Annotated in this window: 19 protein-coding genes; 5 read left to right on the forward strand and 14 right to left on the reverse strand. The window is 63.2% G+C overall.

Annotation, left to right across the window (positions count from 1 at the left end; translation table 11 throughout):
* The first annotated feature begins 5 nt into the window (after nt 1–5).
* On the forward strand, nt 6–647 hold the full coding sequence (locus GDI_RS13645; RefSeq protein ID WP_012227092.1) for an SOS response-associated peptidase: 642 nt from the start codon (nt 6–8) through the stop codon (nt 645–647).
* 228 nt (nt 648–875) lie between these two features.
* On the opposite strand, the gene GDI_RS13650 is transcribed toward GDI_RS13645, so the two are convergent.
* The 4 genes from GDI_RS13650 to GDI_RS13665 form a co-directional block, all read right to left on the reverse strand.
* Nucleotides 876–2714 carry a ThiF family adenylyltransferase gene (locus GDI_RS13650; RefSeq protein ID WP_081482925.1) on the reverse strand — a complete coding sequence of 613 codons (1839 nt, stop codon included), beginning with the start codon at nt 2712–2714 and terminating at the stop codon, nt 876–878.
* On the reverse strand, nt 2707–3753 hold the full coding sequence (locus GDI_RS13655; protein ID WP_012227094.1) for a cyclic GMP-AMP synthase DncV-like nucleotidyltransferase: 1047 nt from the start codon (nt 3751–3753) through the stop codon (nt 2707–2709). The genes GDI_RS13650 and GDI_RS13655 overlap by 8 nt, the downstream gene beginning before the upstream one ends.
* A 3-nt stretch (nt 3754–3756) precedes the next feature.
* Nucleotides 3757–4905 (reverse strand): patatin-like phospholipase family protein, encoded by a 1149-nt coding sequence (locus GDI_RS13660; RefSeq protein ID WP_157871059.1) that lies wholly within the window; start codon nt 4903–4905, stop codon nt 3757–3759.
* A 79-nt stretch (nt 4906–4984) separates the two neighbouring features.
* Nucleotides 4985–5206: a DUF2188 domain-containing protein gene (locus tag GDI_RS13665; RefSeq protein ID WP_012227096.1), complete on the reverse strand. Its 222-nt coding sequence runs from the start codon at nt 5204–5206 to the stop codon at nt 4985–4987.
* A 156-nt stretch (nt 5207–5362) separates the two neighbouring features.
* On the opposite strand from GDI_RS13665, the gene GDI_RS13670 reads away from it, so the two are divergent.
* Genes GDI_RS13670 through GDI_RS13680 form a run of 3 tightly spaced genes read left to right on the forward strand, consistent with a single transcriptional unit; the run spans nt 5363 to nt 7660 of the window.
* Nucleotides 5363–5722 carry a helix-turn-helix transcriptional regulator gene (locus GDI_RS13670; RefSeq protein WP_012227098.1) on the forward strand — a complete coding sequence of 120 codons (360 nt, stop codon included), beginning with the start codon at nt 5363–5365 and terminating at the stop codon, nt 5720–5722.
* Between the two features lie 2 nt (nt 5723–5724).
* A complete protein-coding gene (locus tag GDI_RS13675) occupies nt 5725–6246 on the forward strand; it encodes an ImmA/IrrE family metallo-endopeptidase (RefSeq protein ID WP_012227100.1) in 522 nt (173 codons plus the stop codon).
* 7 nt (nt 6247–6253) lie between these two features.
* Complete coding sequence (locus GDI_RS13680) at nt 6254–7660, forward strand: exodeoxyribonuclease I (RefSeq protein ID WP_041249485.1); 1407 nt, start codon at nt 6254–6256, stop codon at nt 7658–7660.
* A 230-nt stretch (nt 7661–7890) separates the two neighbouring features.
* Here the strand turns inward: GDI_RS13680 and GDI_RS13685 are convergent, their stop codons facing one another.
* Nucleotides 7891–8388: a TetR/AcrR family transcriptional regulator gene (locus tag GDI_RS13685; RefSeq protein ID WP_231854130.1), complete on the reverse strand. Its 498-nt coding sequence runs from the start codon at nt 8386–8388 to the stop codon at nt 7891–7893.
* Between the two features lie 120 nt (nt 8389–8508).
* On the opposite strand from GDI_RS13685, the gene GDI_RS13690 reads away from it, so the two are divergent.
* Nucleotides 8509–9756 carry an MFS transporter gene (locus tag GDI_RS13690; RefSeq protein WP_231854346.1) on the forward strand — a complete coding sequence of 416 codons (1248 nt, stop codon included), beginning with the start codon at nt 8509–8511 and terminating at the stop codon, nt 9754–9756.
* A 408-nt stretch (nt 9757–10164) separates the two neighbouring features.
* Here the strand turns inward: GDI_RS13690 and GDI_RS19290 are convergent.
* The 9 genes from GDI_RS19290 to trbL form a co-directional block, all read right to left on the reverse strand.
* Nucleotides 10165–11222 (reverse strand): IS630-like element ISGdi4 family transposase gene (locus GDI_RS19290; RefSeq protein ID WP_157864088.1). Its coding sequence is split into 2 segments (ribosomal slippage): nt 10165–10730 and nt 10730–11222, totalling 1059 coding nucleotides; the frame shifts between segments, so codons are not numbered across the junction.
* A 485-nt stretch (nt 11223–11707) separates the two neighbouring features.
* Nucleotides 11708–11965, reverse strand: coding sequence for a pyridoxamine 5'-phosphate oxidase family protein (locus tag GDI_RS13710; RefSeq protein ID WP_231854348.1), 258 nt, complete (start codon nt 11963–11965; stop codon nt 11708–11710).
* 32 nt (nt 11966–11997) lie between these two features.
* A complete protein-coding gene (locus GDI_RS13715) occupies nt 11998–12990 on the reverse strand; it encodes an IS481-like element ISGdi9 family transposase (RefSeq protein ID WP_012227108.1) in 993 nt (330 codons plus the stop codon).
* On the reverse strand, nt 12926–13648 hold the full coding sequence (locus tag GDI_RS19845; protein WP_157871060.1) for a hypothetical protein: 723 nt from the start codon (nt 13646–13648) through the stop codon (nt 12926–12928). The genes GDI_RS13715 and GDI_RS19845 overlap by 65 nt, the downstream gene beginning before the upstream one ends.
* A 72-nt stretch (nt 13649–13720) precedes the next feature.
* The gene (locus GDI_RS13725) at nt 13721–13984 is read right to left on the reverse strand and encodes a DUF2274 domain-containing protein (RefSeq protein ID WP_012227110.1); all 264 of its coding nucleotides are present in this window, start codon (nt 13982–13984) and stop codon (nt 13721–13723) included.
* Nucleotides 13977–15224, reverse strand: coding sequence for a TrbI/VirB10 family protein (locus GDI_RS13730; RefSeq protein ID WP_081482899.1), 1248 nt, complete (start codon nt 15222–15224; stop codon nt 13977–13979). The genes GDI_RS13725 and GDI_RS13730 overlap by 8 nt, the downstream gene beginning before the upstream one ends.
* Nucleotides 15221–16228, reverse strand: coding sequence for a P-type conjugative transfer protein TrbG (gene trbG / locus GDI_RS13735; RefSeq protein WP_012227114.1), 1008 nt, complete (start codon nt 16226–16228; stop codon nt 15221–15223). Before trbG ends, GDI_RS13730 begins: the two co-directional genes overlap by 4 nt.
* The gene (gene trbF / locus GDI_RS13740; RefSeq protein WP_041249843.1) at nt 16225–16908 is read right to left on the reverse strand and encodes a conjugal transfer protein TrbF; all 684 of its coding nucleotides are present in this window, start codon (nt 16906–16908) and stop codon (nt 16225–16227) included. Before trbF ends, trbG begins: the two co-directional genes overlap by 4 nt.
* A gap of 5 nt (nt 16909–16913) precedes the next feature.
* Nucleotides 16914–18380 (reverse strand): P-type conjugative transfer protein TrbL, encoded by a 1467-nt coding sequence (gene trbL, locus GDI_RS13745; protein WP_012227118.1) that lies wholly within the window; start codon nt 18378–18380, stop codon nt 16914–16916.
* Between the last annotated feature and the right edge of the window lie 3 nt (nt 18381–18383).

The following is an 18383-nucleotide window of genomic DNA, read 5'->3' on the forward strand; positions in this document are numbered from 1 at the left end:
CGACGATGTGCAACCTCTACAGCATGACGACCAACCAGCAGGCCATCCGCGAGGCGGCGAACGTCATGACGGATCGGACTGGCAACCTGCCGCCGCTCCCGGAAATCTGGCCGAACGGCATGGCGCCGATCGTGCGCAACTCCGAAGCCGGGCGAGAGCTGGTCATGACGCGCTGGGGGATGCCGACGCCGCCCGGCGCGCTGAAAGGCAGGAAGGTCGATCGCGGCGTGACCAACATCCGCCACACGGACTCGCCCTGGTGGCGACGCTGGCTTGGAGTCGAGCATCGCTGTCTGGTGCCGCTGACGGCGTTTGCCGAGCCGGAGCATCTGCCGGACGGCAAGAGCCGGCAGGTCTGGTTCGCGCGGGCTGACGGTGAGGAACTGGCGTTCTTTGCCGGGATCTGGTGCCGGTGGAGATCGGTGCGCAAGCTCGCAGACGGGGAAACCGAGGACGATCTGTTCGGTTTCCTCACCACCGAGGCCAACCGGGAAGTTGGCGGCGTCCATCCGAAGGCGATGCCCGTCATCCTCACCCGTCCCAAGGAACTGGACCTCTGGCTGACAGCTCCCATCTTCGACGCCGTGCGGTTTCAGCGGCCTTTGCCAGATGATGCGCTGGCTTTCGTGAACGCGCCTGAAGGCTAGGGTGATAGCCGGGATGAGGGGGGAAAGCTGCCATTGGCGGCAGAGGGGCCGAATGTCAGCTTCGCGCACCATTTCAGTCGTTCGAGGCGTCCTTAGCGAAATCCAACAAGCGTCCGTCGGCAGGCACGGTAAGATATCGCTGCAAAGCCTGTTTAGCGCTTGAAGCGGACCCAGCTTAACGCTGTCGCTGGTCGGCTGAGGTCTGAGAAGCTCGATCTTGGGGCAGCATTAGGCAGCTTCGTCGAGATGCCCAGGCCCGCAAGCTGCGCAATTAGCAGAAGGCCAAGGTCGGTCGACCGTCCGAACGCCCTCTTCAACTTCACCAAAAGCGGAGCGCCAGTGTTCGGTCAGCTGCCCGCCAAGTGACGCGATGCGGCGCGGCGCGGCGACGAATACGCGACTGAATGATTGCGCCGGTGGATCGAGAAGACAGTCCAGCGCGACTTCTGTGATCATCGCGTTCACGTAAGCGAGCTCCACCGGCCCATAGGGCTGATAGTGCGCGCCGCAGGCCGGCTCCTCCTGAGCGATGTCGCCGCCATCCGGCCACTCCACAGCCATGAGTTCGGGCGCGCCGGTGCGCCCGATGTGACATTGCAGGCAGCCCCCCCTCTGGCCGATGGCGACGGCGTGGCCAGCGCAGGCATGCGCCTCGGTCCACCCGTAGACAACGGGCCGTGCGCGCCCTTGCCGGACATGCCAGCGATTGAGCGCACTCTCGGCGACCCAATTTCCGGTCGCAGCCACGATCATGTCGGTCGCTGCGAGAAGATCCTCGTTGCGCGCGATCAGCTGATGCAGGCCGAAAGCGCGATGTTCGACATTCAGATGCGGAAAGTCGACCTGCAGTCGTTCGGCCAAGGCTTCGGCCTTGTTGCGCCCAACGGCGGTGGCGCCGAGCGGATGGCGCCCGACGTTGGGCCAGGTCAACCGTTCTGGATCGACTAGGATGAGGCGGCCGACACCCGCTTGGGCCAGCGCGCAGGCGACCGGTGCCCCGACCGAACCGCAGCCGATCACCACGACCGTCGCGCCGAGCAGCCGGCGCGTGCGGGCATCCTGACCGCGCCCATGCACCCAATCGGCATCGGCCCGCTGCACTAGCGTCCTGACGACCGGAGCCGTGCCGAAAAAGCGGTCGAGCAGCAGCGGCTGTGGGGTATGGCCGGGTCGGAATCCCACGGAGAGGGGTTCGTCGGGAGTGCGCGGCCGGCCTTTGCGTCGCTTTGGGTTGAGCGCCTTCACCCCAATCGATGCGGAGCCCCCGCGTCCAATAGCGCCGAGCAGCACCAGCACCTCATCCGGCTCGCCTTTCGCCGCCTGCTCCAAGACCGTCCTCGCCTCGCCAGCGATCCGCTCCCCCAAATGATACAGATCGGCGGCCGTCTCTGGGTATTCTGCAGGAAGCAGTGGTTCGTCGAGCCAGAGGAACGCGGCCGCTTCCGTCTTCACCGGAGTCTTGTCGCCAAAGCGGTGACACACCCATTTCGCAATCGCGTCCTGGTCCTCTCCGGCGACTTCGAGATTCTTGCCGCGCCACACACGCACCACCCGCGAGGGCGGCTCGGGCGCGACCAGGCTGAACAGGTTTTCGCCCTGCGAATGCACCCGGTAACCCCAGTAGGTGACAAACTCGTCGCGGAAGTCTCGCTCGACGATGCTGCCCTCAAGTAACTCCTCGACCAGCCGGACCGAGCGATTTAGTAGATCCATCGCGACCTCTGAAGGATCATCGGGATCCCACTCGGCCATGTTCGGCAATAGGCACAGGATGCCGTCGCTTTCGACGTGCGGCCAGGTCATGGACTCGGGATGGTCGACCAGCGCGGTCCTGATCGGCGTCGTCGGAAACTGCGCGCCGGCCACAAGGTCGATTCGGCGGGTTACTCCATCGGAAAACACCACGCTGATCCGCCAGGCGGCGACGATCCAGTCACGGCCGGGATAGTCGCTGGAGATCGTCGCGTGGTCGAGGCGCTCGGGCACTTGCTCCGCCCGCTCGCGCAGGGCCGCCTCGAGTAGGAGCGCTGCCCGTCGCCAATCGAGCGCGAGGCCGTCCTTAAGCATGGCGGCCGCCGCCGGCGCTGCTGACCGCGCTGGCCGCCGCTGCCGTCGCGCTGAGCAGGGCGGCTGACCCAATTATGGCGGGGGCGGCCACCGATGCACGCTGCTCTTCCTCCAACCGCTCGCCGAAGAAAGTGGTCGCGAACACCTTGTCCCAGCAGTTAAGCGCCTTCTCGCGCGTGCAGTCGGCGTCAAAGAGCGGCTTGAGCGTGTCGATCGCCTCCGTCAGCTTCTCGCGGAAGCAGCGCGCCTTGGCGTCGTCGGACCCGCTGGTGATGGTGTCGCCCGGGGTCACAGGGTGAGCGACGACGAGGTTCCAGTTTAGCCGATCACGGATGGCAACCATGGTGTCGTAGAGCGCGCGATCCTCGCGGTCGTTCGCGCGGAACTTCTCGGTCGTCAGAACCGAGATGCCAAAGCCGCTGAGGATCGAGCCGCGCCAGCTATATCGGCTGCGGGCGTACTTCTTCAGGTCGCGATTGATACGGCGCAGCTGGATGCCGTCGGCGGATGCGGCGCGCTGGTCCTCGTACCAGTCGGACACATCGCGAGCATCAGACCGCTTCCAGCCACTGCTCGCCGCCAGCTCGTGGTGCACCTCTTCGCCGAAGACGGTGTCAGTGACGACGCGGCGGTAGACCGGCAGATCGACGTGGTAACCCTTCTCGTAGAAGACACGCACGCAGTTCGACCGCACCTCAGGAGCACGCTTGAACTTGCCGTCGTCGACCGCATCGCGCACCATCCAGCGCGCCTGTAGGGACGTCATCTCAGCCCCGCGATCGCCGACCAGATCCTTTTTGTGGAAGTAGACCCCGTCGTCGATATCATAGTCGTTGTCGGGGTCGCGGCACATCGTCTTCATGGCATAACTGCCCTGTTTGACGAACTCGATCGGCTTGGGCTTGCCGGCCTTATCCAGGCCGTTCCGCAGCCGCCTCCGGTTGGAGTCGCGGCGATCTCGCATTGCATCCTGCTCGCTCTTGGGCAGGGTCACATCCTGGTCGTGGTACGCACGCACATCTACGGCGCAGTCAAACATCACCTATCCTCTCTGGTTACTGGTGGAAGCGGGACGCCAGACGGCGCCGGTGGCCGGCATCGCCGGCAGGTCGTACATGAGTTGACGAATCATGCGCCCGTCCGCGTTGTTGGAATCGTCGCAGGCGCTCTTGGTCAGATCGGCGTCGGTGTGCGCCTGGCCGACCAGCCGATCCATCGCCTCTGGCCGGGTGTCGTCGAGGGCGAGATATGGCATCATGCTTGCCGGCACCGGCTTGTTAGGAAAGCGCACGCGCCGGATTGAGCGGCCGCAGTTGCTGATGGCGTTCGTCAAAAGCCGCGCCATGTGGTCGAAGGCAAACTCCTGCGCCGAGATACTGAGCGGCGCGACGTCAGCGCCGAGCGACCAGTCCAGCATGGAGCGGTGTGCGCTCTCCGCGTCGAGGTGATCACCCTCGGGGCGTGGACATGTTCCTAGTGAGTAGATCTCGATCGGACGGTCGGACGGCGCCACCGTCAGCGCGTCGACGAGCCCAACCATGATCGGGTTATTGGCCCAAAGCCCTCCGTCGGCGAACACCTGCTTGGGGCCGCCCGGCGTGTTCGGATCATCGATAGCCGCTAGCGAGCGATAGATGGGCGCGGCGCTCGTCGCCATGCAGACGTCCACCAGCGGATAGCGATCGTCGCGTACCCCACTCTTGGGAGTCTTCTTGAAGACCCAAGCCCGGTGCTCGCTCATCAGTACCGTCGGGATCGCGAGCGAGATGCCGCGACCTTCGAACACGTCGATCATGGTGACGTCGTCGAGCACGCCACGCAGCGCCTCGCGCAGCGCCTTGTCGCCCTCGCGCACGAAACGGCTGCCCTGGCTCGCGCGGTAGATCGCGCTGCGCTTCCCCGCGATCCGATGCGGGAAGATCTTGGGGCCGTGCTCGCGATAGAGCGCCACTACCTCCGTCATCGGCCGCCCGACGGCCAGCGCGCAGCCGACGATCGCGCCGGTGCTGGTCCCGGTTATCAAGTCGAAGCCGCGTCCCAGATCGAGGGCCGAGTCGCCCCGAATGCGCGCGAACTGATCAGTCAGGCGGGCGAGAAAAGCCGCCGTGTAGATGCCCCGCATCCCTCCGCCGTCCAGGCTGAGCACTCGATATGGCCGCTCAGCACCCTGATCTCGCTCACCTTCCGCCATCTGCGATGTCTCCTCTCCGACGACCCGTTGCCTCATCCACGCAGCGGAGCCAGACCGCTTCCAAAGCGGTCCGGTCCAGTCAGCCCTTCGGCGGGAAGGGGTCGTTGCCGTAAGAATTGGCGTCCCGGATGCGACCGTCCGGGCGGTGGATGATGACTTCGCCGCGTTCGCGAACGGCTGTGCCGCGTGCGGCCTGTGTCGCATCGGCTTGGGTGTTATGGGTCGAGCCAACCCGAGCGGCGCCTTCGCGACGCGTCGCCCAGCCCGAACCATGGGGCACTACGTGAATCCGCTTCGACATCCCGATTCCTTCGACTCGTCACGGGCATCACGCCCGAGCCCAGAGGATTCCCGATGCGACCTAGAATGTCAATTATCAATCACAATATATGGTTTGCAATAAGCACATTATGTTTGCGATATTGACATTTCCGAGAACGGAGTGCAAACATGATTCATGGCGAGCGAAGCACTCTACAAGGCATTTGGCAGCGCGGTTTCAACCCGCAGGAAAGCGCTCGACCTCACCCAAGCGGAACTGGCAGGTAAGGTGAACATGTCGCGCGCCTCGATCGCCAACATCGAGAGCGGCCGACAGAACATCCTTTTGCATCACGTTTATTCGCTCGCCGCCGCACTCGATTTCACCAAGGTGGCAGAGCTGCTGCCGCCGATGCCGCAAAAGCCTTTAGGGGAGGAGCTGAAGATGATGCTTTCCAATCAGGCGCTGTCCAAGCAGACGCTTTCGCAAGACGCTGAAGCGCAAGTCGCTAATCTGATCACAACCGCGCTGCAGCCCCGACGCGGTAAGGCCTGATCATGGCTGATACCGATCCTGATCGGGCGCGCGCGGCTGCGCGCACGATCCTGCGGGAGTTTGGCGTGTCGGGGCCACCGGTCCCGGTCGAACGAATAATCAAGTCGCGCAGAATCGTTCTTCAGTATGCACCGCTCGACGAAGACCTTTCGGGCATGGCGTACATCAAGGATGGCATCGGCATCATCGGCGTGAACGCGCTGCATCATCCGAACCGACAGCGATTCTCGGCGGCTCACGAGCTGGCCCATCACGTGCTCCATGTTCTTGAGATAAGCCAAGCTGTTCATGTCGACAAAGGGATCCGCGTTCTGTTCCGGAACGATGTGTCAGCGCTCGGGACCGAGCCGATGGAAATCGAGGCCAACGCCTTCGCTTCGGAACTCCTGATCCCCGGCGATCTCCTAGCCGCCGCGTTAGAGGGAGGAGGAGTCGACCTTGAGGACGAGGCAGCGATCGAAGCGTTGGCGCGTCGGTTCAGAGTAAGTCCGGCCGCAATGCGCTTTCGGCTAACTCGTTGGTAGCGCGCCCATGAGCTTCGTCTTCTTCGATACCGAGACTACGGGGCTCAAGCGCGGTTTCGATCAAATTCTCCACTTCGCGGCGGTTCGCACCGACGCGAACTTGAACGAGGTGGCGCGCTTCGAAGCGCGCTCGCGCCTACAGCCACATGTGCTTCCCCATCCCTCGGCGCTGCGCACCAACGGGCTGTCGATCGAATCGCTAACCGACACCAACCTGCCGTCACACTACGCGATGGTGGGAGACATTCGGCGGATCCTCATGTCTTGGAGTCCGGCCGTCTTCGTCGGCTTCAACTCCATCCGCTTCGACGAAGAGATGCTTCGCCACGCACTCTTTCAGTGTCTGTATCCGGCCTATCTGACGAGCAACCACCGCAACTGCCGAGCTGACGCGCTCAGTCTGGTGATGGCCGCTGATGCCGTATCGCCCGCGCAGCTTGTCGTGCCGGTTAGTGAGGAGGGGCGAAGGACATTTCGTTTGCAACAGTTGGCGGCGGCGAATGGCCTCGTCCATGCCCGCGCGCACGACGCCATGTCGGATGTGCTTGCGACGATCGAGCTATGTCGACTGGTCCATCAGCGGTCTCCGGATCTGTGGCAGCGGTTCGTTCGCTTCTCGAACAAGGCTACCGTCTCGGATTTTGTCGATGCCGAAGATGGCTTCGTGCTCACCGAGTTCTATGGGGGGCAGGCTTATCACGCGCCAGTCGTCTGTATCGGCGTCGACCCCGATCAAGCGAACGGCCGACTTTGCCTCAGCCTTTATCACGACGTCGGCCAGCTTGCTAGAATGAGTGACGTCGAACTGCAGGCCCATCTGGCGCAGAAGCCCAGTCCGATACGTCGCTTCAGGATCAACGCCGCGCCAACGCTGACCGCATTTTTCGATGCTCCTGAACATATGTTGGATGGCGGGTCCATCGGACACATCGAAGACCAAGCTCGTCGCGTGAAAGCGGACGCTGATCTGTGCACGCGCCTTGTGGCCGCTTACATCGCCGCCCGCGAGCCATACCCGCTGTCGCCTCATCTCGAGGAGCGAATCTACAACGGCTTCCCAGGGCCGGATGATGAGGGGCGCATGAACGCATTCCACCAAGTCTCATGGCCGGATCGTCTCTCTATCGTGCAAAGCTTGGAAGACGAGCGTCTGCGGTGGTTTGGCTTGCGCCTGGTGTATTTCGAAGCCCGCAGAGTTCTTCCCGCAACGGTAAAGGTCGAGATCGAGCGTCGCTTGGCGAACCAACTGGCGGGAGATGGATCCGGCTGTCTCACATACGAGCTAGCTTTGGCCGAAACGAATAAGCTGATGGGGCAACAAACAGACCACGACGGTCTTCTCGCTCGATACCGCATCTATTTACAGGATCGTAGCGCGCAGGCTGCTGCCTTCAGGGCGCAGATGGTTATTTAAGCTATATTCATATCGATTTATGCGCATCGTAGACCGTGTAACGACCATGATGGGTCGGGAGCTGTCTTTGAGATCAATCTTTCTTCAACGTCAGCTATTCGATCCTCGGCGCCTGAAAGCAGACCGTCCGAAGACGGCCCAAGCCGGACATGGGCCTCATTTTGCCGAATGTCGCAGTTGAGGGCGTCACCAGTCTGTCCGCTTCTTATCGCCGAGTGGACGGACCGTTGCTATTTGCCCGAGGAATGCCGTGCGACGAAGGCGACCGCCGCATCGCGCGCAAGCGCCGCCGGCAAGGGAGCGTCCGTGAAAACGATACGTGTCACAAGCGGCGCCACCACGGCATCAATCACAGCTTCCACGTCGAAAGTCACCGGTTCTCCGGAAGCCTCACAGATCAACGCGATCGACGGCCGCACCGCGTCGAGCAGGGGGCACGCTTTCTGCGTGCCGTCCCAGCCGCGCAGAACGTCCCGTATCATCGCACGGCCGGGCGTCGAGTCCATTTCCTCCTGATACATCTCCGCCCAGGCAGGCAGATCCTCCGACAGGCGACCACTCGGTTTCAGCGGGCAGTCCACGCGCAGATTGCGTTGCGCCACGTCGCTTATCAGCGTCGCCATGTCGTTCCAGCGTCGATAGATCGTCGAAGGCGTGACCCCGGCGCGCGCCGCGACCTGCGGCACGGTCAGTCCTTCGCGGCCGATTTCCTCGATCAGCGCGGTCACTGCCGCATGCACGGCTTCCTGCACCCTCAGACTACGCCCACCGGGGCGTGGTCCCGAACGGATGGGGTCACGGAGCTCGGACATCTTTTCTCCCTTAACGCAAAGAATTTGCTTTTGATCGTGCAGATCGTTATCACCCTAACGCACATTCTTTGCGTTAGACAGGAGCGCGTGATGATGTCCTCAACCCGCACCAGAGTTTTATGGATCTACGGCACCATCCTGTTCCTCTTCCTCGGCGCCTCGGCTGCCATCACGCCTCTTTATCCGCTCTATCACGAGCAATGGCATGCAAGTCTGCCGATGTTGCAGGCCGCTTTCGCGATCTACGCGCTCACATTGCTGCTCGCGCTGCTCTGCTTCGGCGCGCTGTCGGATTATCTCGGCCGTCGTCCGGTCATCTGGCTCGCCATAGCTGTCGAGATCATCGCCATGCTCCAGTTATCGGTCGCGGGAGGCATCGCCGATGTCATCCGTGGACGCGCCCTGCAAGGCTTGGCAACCGGCGTCGCGACCAGCGCGCTCAGCGCGGGGCTTCAGGACGCCCATCGCGAGCGCGGCGGCCTCATCAGCGGCATGGTCCCCATGGGTTCGATGGCGGCACTGGCTCTCGGGTCGGCGCTTCTGGTCCGATTTGCGCCAGATCCGCTCCACTTCGTGTTCTGGCTTCTGGCCGCCGGACTGGCTATGTCGGCGGGGGCGGTTTTCGCCGTTCCCGAAACCGTCTCGCGCATTCCTGGTGTATTCGCATCCCTTCGACCCCGAATTCATGTCCCCCTTGCCGCGCGCGGCGCGATGTTGCGGATCGCCCCGGCCAACATCGCGGTCTGGGCGCTGGCGGGTCTTTTGCTTTCGCTTGGGCCGACGATCGCGCGGATCGCCAGCCACAATAACGGCGGGACCCTGCTTGGGGGCACCGTGGTCGCCGTTGTCATGGCGCCCGCTCTGGTCGCCATGGTCGTGCATCTCGCCGGAGCAAATGCCCTCCTGTTACGTCGGGGCGCGGTCGCGGTACTTGTGGGGCTGCCTCTGGTGCTGATCGGCCTGCACATCGTGAGCCTGACCGTTTTTCTTGTCGGCGCGGCCATTGCAGGCGCAGGTCTTGGCCTGACGGTGCAGGGCGCCTTGCGCACGATCGTGCCACTTGCAGAAGCCCATGAGCGCGCGGGACTGGCCGCCAGCTATTTCGTGATGAGTTATCTGGCCTTCAGCGCGCCCGCCTTCGTCGCGGGTTTTGCCGTTCGCGCAGGCGGTCTGCGTGCGACGACCGACGCCTATGTCGCGCTTCTTTTGCTGCTGACGGCGCTCACGCTGCGCGGTCTGAGCCGGGACGAAGCAAGCGACACTTGCCCTGTTCGGTCGCGTTGATCTGGACAGTTATGGCGTTGCAGGCGGGGCTACCACACACCGTCAAGATGAGTTGGCAGCCCAATCCAGAAGAACATGTCCGCTTTCAGCCACGTCCGGTCATCGATGAACGGCTCATATGACGGCGAAAGCTGGCCAACAATAACGTCTGCTCACAAATAAGGGAATCAAGTCGCGAATTGTACGATCGCAGGAGCGATCAATCGCGGCAACGCTAGGCCGCCAACCCCACCGACCATCTGGACCACGCCCTGGAGAGCGCGGCCATAGCGTTCACACACTCCGCCCCGATGTCTCCGTTGATAAATTGCGTCCATGACCGCCTTTATCGCGACCAGGGGAGGCTCGATGGCCGTCATGAGCATAAGTAAAAACGCACAAGCTCCAATTAATACCAACTCCTGTTTGTTAAAACCCATGTGCCCATTGTCGTAGCCCGAGGGACATGATGCGCCAGGGCTGGTCGACGAGCTGGTTCCAGGCGTGGCAGCAGATATCGACGATGTCGTCGTAGGTGCGGAAGATCCGGTTCGACAGCCAGGTATTGCGCATGAACTGCCAGACGTTTTCCACCGGATTGAGTTCGGGCGAGCGTGGCGGGAGCGGCAGGATGGTGATGTTGGCGGGGATATCGAGTTTCGGGCTGGTATGCCACGCTGCCTGATCGACGATGAGGATAGCGTGAGCGCCCGGCGCTACGGCCTGCGAGATCTCGTCGAGATGCCGGTTCATGGCGTGGAGGTTGCACCAGGGCAGGACGAGGGCCGCTCCCTTGCCTAGCGCCGGACAGATCGCTCCGAAGATCCAGGCCGAACGTGTGCGCTGATCGGCAGGCGCGCGTGGACGGGTGCCGCGTCTGGCCCAGCGGCGCGTCAGCTTCGTTTTCTGGCCGACCCTCGCCTCGTCGCCCCACCAGAGTTCGATGGCCTTGCCGGGATGCCGGGCCCGGATCCCGGCCATGACGTCGGGGAAGCTTTTTTAAAAACGTCCTGGGCCTCGGGATCCTGGGCATGGTGCCGGGGGCGTCCCGTCAGAAGGCGGAAGTCGAGGCCCCGGATAACGGCGCTCAGCCGGCTGCGCGAAAGAGAGACGCCGAATTCCTCATAAAGCCATTGCCCCAGATCAGCCTGCCGCCAGCGCACCACCCCATGCACGGCAGCGATCGGGCCGTCCTCGATCCGGCGCATCAGCGCTTCCAACATGGCTGGTGTCAGGCGGGGAACGACACCGCCCCCATGATGATCCCGCACGCCATCCGGGCCCTCGGCGTTGAAACGCACCACCCAGTCCCGCACAATCTGCCGATCCGTCCCAGCCAGTCGTGCCGCGTCTCCGCGTGACGCACCATCGTAGATCGCCGCCAGCGCCAGAAGCCGACGCGCCTGGCCCGCATGCCTCGTTGTCCGCGCCAGAGCACGCAGTCCCGCCGCATCATAATCCTCACGCAACGCTAACGCCCCGCCCATTCGGATGCCTCCCGCCCGGTTCGGCATCCTGTGAATCACAGCTCGTTCCAGAACGATACCGTCAGGCAATCACATATGAGTCAGGGCGGACCGGAGTTGGTATAAGCCGACGTGATGCGTCTGCCACATCGCGAATGCCTCAGCAGAATCGTTAATATTTCCCAGAAGATGGCCCACTTCTTCTCGCAGCGAGGTGAAGTTGCGTAATCGAGACCAACCGAACGATTCCGAAAAATTTTCGGGGCCGTGTTGAGGGATTGCCCACATGCGCATCGCTCCAAAAATTGGTTACCGGCAAGGTCATTCTTCTAAATTCATAATGACTTCCTGGCGAACGAGAATCGCACTGCGCGCATCAAATCGATAGGTTCCAGACGACACTGCGGCAAAGGCCCGGAAAGCCTGTTCGGGGCCGGCAGGGGAGCTGTCAGAAAACAGACGATTCGGAAGGTGCCAGGACCGAGCGATCCCTCGATTGACGCGCTTCATTCGGACGAACAGCCGGGAACGGATCCATCCTCCCAGTTCAACGGAACCACGGCTATCCGGCGGAGGCCACGCCGGACGCACACGGTGAACGCGCGCTGCATACCATCGGAGTTCCGTTGCCATGCAATCTCGACGTCTCCCCATAGATGCAGCAGGTCGCCCCTCTCGAAATCGACGAAGACGAGCCCCGCACGCGGGTTCTCAAGGAAATTGCCGAACGTGTTGAAGTAGCGATTTCCCGGATAGTCCGGCACGATCAACCTGTCGCCGTCAACCCGGACAAAGCCTAGCTGTTTTGTCCCGGGATTTGGTGGTGCGGATTATGTATGAACCGTGATGGTTCTTTTTCCCACTGCTGACAAATGAATTCATATGGAGTGAGGCCGCGCAGGGTCTTGAGCCTGCGGGCGAAATTGTAGGCGGTAACGAAGTCGGCGAGGTGTTGACGCAACTGGTCATGTGTTTCGTAGTAGAAGCGCTTGACGGTGGCGTCCTTGATCGTGCGGTTCATCCTCTCGACCTGGCCATTCGTCCAGGGATGTCGCGGCTTTGTCAGTCGATGCTCGATATCGAGATCAGCACAGGCCAGTTCAAAAGAGTGGCACCGGAACAGGACACCATCCGCCCGCATGGCCTTGATGTCTTCGGGTGTCCATCCATTGCCGGCCGGATCGGTAAAATGCGTGCCGTTATCGGTCAGCACGGTATGGATGCGGTAGGGAACCGCAGCGGCCAGAGCACGCAGGAAGTCACCGGCAACGCGACGTGTCGCTTTCTCGTGCAATTGGACAAAAGCGAATTTCGAGGTCCGGTCGATCGCCACCAGAAGATAAAGGCGCCCCATTTCAGTGCGGACTTCAGCAATGTCGATGTGAAAATAGCCGATCGGATAACTCTTGAACTTCGACCGTTTTGGTTTGTCGCCTTCGGTCTCGGGCAGGCGGCTGATCCCATGGCGCTGAAAACAACGGTGCAGGGAAGATCGCGTCAGATGCGGGATCGTCGCCTGAAGCGCATAAAGGCAATCATCAAGAGGCAGCAGGGTATGGCGACGGAAGGCCACAACGATCGCTTCTTCTTCGGTCGACAGGATGGTTGAGGATGCGACCTTCGGACCGGTGCGTCGATCCGACGTATCGGTCCGCCCCTTCCATTTGGCGACCGTCTTCGGGTTGATCCCGTAGCGTTTCGCCAGAACCCTCAGGCTCTCTTGACTATGTTGTATCGCTCGACGGACTGCCGCTGTCGTCGTGGCGCTTCCGTGGTGAACCTGGCCCATAGCGCATCCTTCCACTCATGTGAAAATAATGCACCACCAAATCCCGGGACCAAACACCTAGCGGACCGCCACGATGGGACACGTCCATTCCCCCGTGTGAAACTGTCACTGCGCAAGACGCCACGAAGAATGTGGACGAACCCGCGATGAGTTGTCGTGCCTCCTCGTCCAGTCCATGCAAGCTCTCGATTGGCCCCGGATCGCGCGAGACCCGGCGCGAGGCGCGCGTATGAATATATTGCGGGCAGTTGCCGAAGCTCTGGAGAACCTGCATGCGCAGTTCGGCGACGTTTATGTCGGCAACGAGACCGTTGGCGCGGTTGCGGCGGCGGGTCGGGAACTCAATGCCCAGCACCGCGATCGGCCTCCCCTCACGAAGCTCCGCCCGGACCGGGTCAGCCGCGTTTTCCGGCCACGCCACACTCAGGGTCGTTTCGTCGGGACATGCGATAAAACCGGGGTCTCCCGACAGGAAGGTTGCCGCGGGCCATCCGTCGGCGTCCAGACCACCAACGACGAGATACGGAAGCGCTGGAAAGAAGGCGCGGTGCTGCTCCGTTAGGAACGGACGAATGAATTTGGACGACGGAGGGTCGACACCCGCGAGGTGCTGCGCGCGACGTTCACCCTCATGGAATGCATTCGCTGACTGGTCCATCGACAAATCCGTTCTGACGGGTCTGTCCTGTATAACACGCCGAGCGGTCTGAAAGACATTTATACCGAACGGTCAGGTTTTTCCGGCCATGCGCGCCGGCGCGTCCGTCGCAACGTCCTTGCGCTTCTTGAGGAATACGCGATCGCGCTCGATAAAACGGGCAACCATAAGAGGCACCAGCCGGGCTGGATTCTTTGCGGCATTGATGTCGGATCCATTTTCTTCCGCCAGGAAGCGAGCATAGAGGAGCAGGTCGCGGTGAATCTCGGCTGGAAACGCCACCGTCATGCGCACCGGGCGACTGTCGGGAATTGCGGTGATCCGAAGCTTATCCATGCTGGTTATCTCCTTGTTTCACATAGGGCTTAAGGACTAAGTCCCTCGACAGGACCAGCGTGAACGGCAGCCCCGGCCGATCGGTCAATGTTGGCTGGATATCGAGCGAGCGATCCACGAGCCGGTTGCCGACCATGGAAAATCCGTTGCTGGCTCCACTTCGGATCGCCTGGGCGAGATTGTTCTCGCTCTGGCTGGTCCCCGCCTCCGACCCAACGCTGAGCAGGGTGGTCACCAGGGCGGCCTTGAAGAGTTGGCCCCAATGGTTGTTCACCTCGTCCGACAGACCCGACTGACCGATGGCGTCCGCACCCGGCAGCTTCTCCAGCACCAGGCTCTCCCCGTTCGGGAAGATCAGCCGGGTCCAGATGATCTGCGTGCGCTGCTGCCCGAACGAAATGCCGCTGTTATAGGCGCCGAACAGGGTGCTGCCCTGGGGAACCAGCAGGATGCGTCCGGTCGGGCTGTCATACACGTTCTGGGTTACATGGCCGACGACCTGCCCCGGGAGGTCGGAACTGATCTTGGTGTTCAGCGCGCCGGCGATCACCGTCCCGGCCTGAAGCACATAGGGGGACGCCACCGGCATGATCCGGTCGGGACTGACGGTCTGGCGATCGGGCTGGCCTGCCAGGAAGGCACGGTTTCCGGCCTGCGCTCGGGTATCGGCACGGTCTCGATTGGGATCGGCTGATCCCGAGGCCATTGCCGGCATCGCCTGAGCCTCATGCTGGTCACGGGTCTCGATCCCGGCGAAGAGCTTGCTGCCGATGGCCGCGTCGATCTCCTGCTGCGCCCGGCGCGCGTCCTCGTTGCCGATCGCACTGGTGGGGACCGACTTCCCCTGCTCCTGCGCATGCAGGATTGGTCGCCCGAGATCGCCGGGCAATGCCGGTCCCAGTTTCGGCACGCCGGCATAATCTTTCGGCAGGGCGTCCAGCCCCGCCGCCGAGGGCGGCGACGCATTCTCCGGGCCGGCGGGCGCCGACGGCGGTCGATGGCTGGCTTCCAGCGCATAGCCGAGAGCGAACGCCACGGCGACGACGCCGACCCCGCCGAGCGACCAGATCACGGTCCGCGACAGGCGCACCACGCGCGGCCGTTCGGCCCTCAGACGCAGGTCAGGCACGGATGCCGGAGACGGAGACGGAGACGCTGACGATGCGCCGCCAGGCGCATTTCGCTCGCCGGACGAATGATGTCCGTCCGGCCGCTCCGGTGCGTCTTTCCCTTCGCTCATGACGGCCGCCCATCGGTGCGGACAATGCGCACCCGCTGCTCGCTGGTCTTGTCGCCAAGCCGCAGTTCGGCCGCGGCGAAGAGCCGATCGACGATCATCCAGTTCTGGCGCACGCGATAATTGACCAGTGCCGGGTTACCGTCTGGTCCCAGCACGAAGAGCGGCGGCAGATCCCCCTGCCCGATACCGACCGGAAAGGCGATATAGACTTTCCGGCCGTCATCGAAGGCCCGGCTGGGCAACCAGGGCGGGGTCCCTCCTTTCACCATCTGGATGGCGTAGCGGAAATGCAGATCGTCGAGATCGAGACCCGTCGCCACCGGTGTCTCATCCTCGGCTTCGCTGTCCTGATGGCGCAGGGCGATCAGGTCATCTTCTGGATAGTCCCACGACACCGACGCCATGTAGGTCGAGGGGGTCGAGCGCAGTTCGGCCAGATAGGTCCGCCGGTCCGTGTTGACGATCAGATTGGTGGTGAGATCCGGCCGGGTGGGCTTGACCAGGATATGCACGCGTTTCGCGGCACCGCTCCCGCTGCTGGTGTCGCCGATGATCCAGCGCACGGTATCGCCCGCCGCCACCGGACCGCTGCCGACCAGTTTCTCGCCGGGCTGGAGCATAATGTCGGTGATCTCGCCGGGCGAAGCATAGACCTGATAGAGCGCGCCCGGACTGTAGGGATAAACCTGCACCGCGTTGATGAATCCGGCCCGTGTCGGCTGAATGCGCGCGGCGACATTCGCCTGAATGACCCGCGCGGTCGGGTCGGCGACCTCCGGTGCAGCATGCTGCGGTCGGGAACGACGCATTGGCAGGGGTTTGAGTTGCCCCGGCAACGGCAGTGGTCGTGCGACCTCCACGACCTGCACCGGCTTCGGTAGATTCGGCAGGCGGGTTGCCCGCACCGCGTCGTCATAACGGATGGCAGGCGGATGGTACCGGCCGGTGCAGGCGGACAGGGCGAGCAGCGCCAGCGGCAAGGCGCGCATGAGCAGCCGGATCATTGTCCGAGTTCCTTCGACCAGTTGATGGCGGTGACGTAGATACCGAGCGGGTTTTTCCGCAGGCGGTCGGCGTTGTGCGGCGGGGCGATCAGGACGGTGAGAATGGCGGTCCAGCGCTCGGTGCCGGTGAAGGCGCCGTCACGGTAATGCCGTTCGGTCCAGGCGACACGGAAGCTAGACGGCGAGGCCCGGATCACGGACGAGACATCCACCTCAACCTGCTCATGGCCGATCCGTGAGAAGGGATCGTTCAGGCGGGCATAATCGTTCAGCGCCTGCGCGCCGGGAATCATGGTGAAGTCGTAGGCACGCAGCCAGTTCTGCCGGACCACGACCGGGTCGGCGGAAAGCCCGCGCACATCCTCGATGAAGCGCGCCAGATACCACGCCACCTGCGGATCGGTGGGAACATAGGCGGCGGTCGCGGGACCGATCACCTGGGCCTGCCCCAGATGATCGACCTGCACCACCCAGGGCACGATGGTGCCGCGGGCGGCCTGCTGGATCAGCGCCATGCCGAGGGCGGCGGACAGGAGCAGCGAGCCGAAGGCCATGTAACGCCAGTTGCGGGCCTGGACGCGGGCGGACCCGATCCGCTCATCCCAGAGCTGGGCCGCCTGCTGGTACGGCGTCACCGGGATTGGAGAGTCGCCATAGCGTGTGGTGGAGCGACGGAACATCGCGGTCATTCCTTTTCCGAGAGATCGATCGAGGACGATCCGCCGCCGCCATCGGCCGCGCGGATGACATGGGCTGCCTCGGCGGCATGGGCGGCGGCATTGCGACGTTTCATGTTCCGCGCCCATTTCGGCGGCTTGCCGTCCGCGCCGGAGCCAGCGTCCTCCGGTCCTCCGCTACCGTCATTCGACGGCCCGCCACCGGCCGGACCACCGCCCGAAGGAGCGCCACCGCCAGAGCCGGACGGTCCCGCGCCGGAAGCGCCGCCACCAGAGTTCGGATCACTGCCAGCGCCTCCGCCAGAGCCGCTGCCTCCTCCGCCCATGCCGCGCGCGGCCCATTGACCGCCGGAGGCGTAGCTTTCCTTCAGGGACGAGGCGGCGGAGGCGGCCTTGCTCTTCACGGCGTTCACCGCCGCACCACCCGCCGCGCGACCGACATTACCGGCGGCGGCGGCCACGCCAGCCGCACCGGTTTGTCCGGCGGCCCCCATGGAGTAGGCGGTGGTCGCAGCACCCGCGATTGCGGCCCCTCCCCGCGCGGCCGCCGCCGTGGCGCCGAGTGCTGCCGCACCTCCCAACGCGATCGCCGCCGGAGCCGCGACGGCAGCGGCGCCCATCGCACCGACGGCCATTCCGGTTCCGACGGCAGCCCCGGCACCAAGCTGCGGCGCGCCAGAGATCAGCCCGTTGGCGAGAGACCCACCGAAGATCGCAAGGCCCGCGATGCACAGCGAGGCCAGCACCACGGACAGCGCCTGCCCGACGGTCGGCGCAGTGTTCCCGTAGGAGGTCGTGAATTGCTTGAAGAGAACGGAGGCGATGGCGGAGATGACCGCGAGCACCATGATCTTCACGCCGGACGAGACGACATTGCCCAGCACCTTCTCGGCGAGGAAGGCCGTGCGATTGAACAGGGCGAACGGGATCAGCACGAAGCCTGCAAGCGATGTCAGTTTGAATTCGACGATGGCCACGAACAGTTGCACGGCCAGAATGAAGAAGGCCGCCAGCACGATGAACCAGCACAGGAGCAGCACGAGAATCTGCACGATGCTGGCAATAGCGCCGAAGGAAAACGCCAGTTTGCTGGCAGCATTGAGCAGCGGCTGCGCGGCCGAAAGCCCGGTCGCCGCCAGCCGTCCCGGGTGCATGAAATCTTCCAGCGGCAGGTTTCCTCCACCGGCCCGCAGGCCGAGTGTGGCGAAACTGTTGAAGACGATGCCGGCAAGCGTGCTGAAATGATTGATGACGAAGGCGAAGAAGCCGACATAGAGGGTCTTCTTCACCAGGCGCTGGATGATGTCCTCGTCCACCGCCCAGGCCCAGAACAGACCGGCCAGCAGCACATCCATGACCGAGAGAGAGCCGGCCAGCGAGACGACGCTGCCCTGCACCAGACCGAAACCGGAATCGATCGTGGTTTCGAAAATGTTCAGGAATCCATCAATAATCCCGACATTACTTGTATCCATGGG

The sequence above is a fragment of the Gluconacetobacter diazotrophicus PA1 5 genome, from assembly GCF_000067045.1.
GTDB classification, from domain to species: Bacteria; Pseudomonadota; Alphaproteobacteria; order Acetobacterales; family Acetobacteraceae; genus Gluconacetobacter; species Gluconacetobacter diazotrophicus.